3 protein-coding genes and 1 pseudogene are annotated in these 1,814 nt (G+C 71.4%); all 4 read right to left on the bottom strand.

What is annotated here, in order from left to right; translation table 11 throughout:
• Positions 1-779 (bottom strand): annotated as a pseudogene (locus tag FJV41_RS48955) (hypothetical protein); the annotation flags it as partial.
• A complete protein-coding gene (locus tag FJV41_RS48950; protein ID WP_141649480.1) occupies positions 776-1,204 on the bottom strand; it encodes a GPW/gp25 family protein in 429 nt (142 codons plus the stop codon). The pseudogene FJV41_RS48955 and the gene FJV41_RS48950, both read right to left, overlap by 4 nt.
• Positions 1,201-1,542, bottom strand: a complete 342-nt coding sequence (locus tag FJV41_RS48945; RefSeq protein WP_141649479.1) for a hypothetical protein — start codon at positions 1,540-1,542, stop codon at positions 1,201-1,203. The genes FJV41_RS48950 and FJV41_RS48945 overlap by 4 nt, the downstream gene beginning before the upstream one ends.
• Positions 1,543-1,814: hypothetical protein (locus FJV41_RS52950; protein ID WP_220137969.1), on the bottom strand; the 272-nt coding region annotated here is incomplete at its 5' end. It lies immediately after the preceding gene.

Here is a 1,814-nt window from a genome sequence, read left to right as displayed (position 1 = left end):
ACCCCCGGCACCGCCGCCAGCGTGCGCGGCTCGTCCAGCGCCCCCGTCTCGTTGGCCAGGCGCACCGAGGACGCGAAGGTGATGGTGCCCGTCATCCGGTCCGCCACGTACGCGGGCTCGTTCGAGTCCAGCGCCGCGAAGTTCTCCACCTCGCGCCAGATGCGGTAGGTACGGCCGTCGTGGCGTCGGGCCGGCGCGCGCGCATCCAATTCCCCGGGCCCCGCCTCCACTCCCACGACGAGGTCCAGCGAGTCCCCGGTGGGCGCGACGATGGGGGGACGCTTCGCCTGCACGGTGAGGCCCGGCAGGCCCGTGCCCACGCCCACGAGCTCCCCGTCCACCGGGTCGCAGTGATACGCGAGCACCTCCACCTGCGTGTCCCCTGGAGCAATCGTCACCGCGTCCGCCGTGTGGAACACGACGGGCTCCACGCCCGCGCCGGCGCGCGACAGGGTGACGGGCGTGTTGCGAGGAATCTCCGTCGGTCGCTCGGAGGCGCGGGACAGCGAGAAGCGCAGACGCACCGACGCGGCGGCGGGCGGCTGGAGGCGCACGCCGAGCAGCCGGAGGAACTCCACGTAGGCCTTCTCCGGCAGCCGGTTGAGCCGGTAGAGCATCGTCTCGGTGAGGTGAGAGAACACCTCCACCAGCACCATGCCCGGGTCGTGCGGCGTGAGGTCCGTCCACTCCGGACACAGGGCGAGGATGCGTGAGCGCGCCTGCTCCACGAGCTGGGAGAAGCTCCGGTCGTCGAGCCGGGGTGTCGGCAACGACGTCATGTCGGGCCTCCCGCGAGCGAGTAGGGATAGGCCAGCCGCTCCGTGCGGCCGGTGGAGCGCACGCGGTACTCGACGGACACGTCCAGTCGGAAGCCGTCCTCCGCGCTCCGGGTGGCGTCCAGGTGGAGCACCTGGATGCGCGGCTCCCAGCGGTCCAGGGCGCGGCGCACGTAGTGGATGGCGAGCCCCGCGGTGGTGTCGTCGTTGTTGGCGAAGAGCAGCTTGTGCAACTCACAGCCGTAGTCCGGGCGCATGACGCGCTCGCCGGGCACCGTGGTGAGCAGGAGCAGCACGGCCTGACGGATGGCGGCGTGCTCCTCCACCATCTCCACGCGGCCCGTGGGAGCCACGCGCAGGCCGGACTTCTCCGCCATCTCGAAGTCCGGGTGCGCGAAGCGCCAGGTGCGGAAGCGGGGGGCGCTCATCGCTCCTCCGTCACCAGCATCTGGCCGGGCGCGTTGACCTTGTACTTCACGATGCCGGGCGGCGTGCCGTCCGTCAGCCCCGTCAGCGTGTCCAGGCACACGGGCTTGCCGTCGATGGTGACCAGCGTGGAGTACCCCTGCTGCACCTTCAACGTGGTGGTGCAGGGTTTGATGGTGGGGCCGATGTTGGGACACCCGCCGATGGGACGCCCCTCCGGGTCCGCGCGCACGAGCAGCGGCCGGCGCTCCACCGTCACCCAGGGCTGCGAGTTCACGAGCCCCACGCGCCCCAGCTCATGGGCACACACCACCAGCGCGTCCACGGTCAGCAGCCGCATTCAGCCTCTCCGGAAGTCAATGGACCGTCCACGGATGACCACGTCCTGGCCCGGCGCCTCGAGCTCCATCGCCACCTTCGAGTGCAACCGCACCCCCTTCGGTGACAGCTCCAGGTAGCTGCCGGTGCCATCCTCCAGGCGCAGCGTGCGGCTCTCGTCGTCCAGCTTCAGCCGGTGCCCACCCGTGGTCAGCAGCGTGTAGCGCCGCACCGAGCCGCCCTCGACGCCCGCGTCCGGAGGCCCCCCGCCGCCATACAACCCTCCCACCACCA

It is taken from the genome of Myxococcus llanfairpwllgwyngyllgogerychwyrndrobwllllantysiliogogogochensis, assembly GCF_006636215.1.
Taxonomy (GTDB): domain Bacteria; phylum Myxococcota; class Myxococcia; order Myxococcales; family Myxococcaceae; genus Myxococcus; species Myxococcus llanfairpwllgwyngyllgogerychwyrndrobwllllantysiliogogogochensis.
Note: the sequence above shows the minus strand (reverse complement) of the source record. Positions and strands in the feature narration are given on the sequence as shown.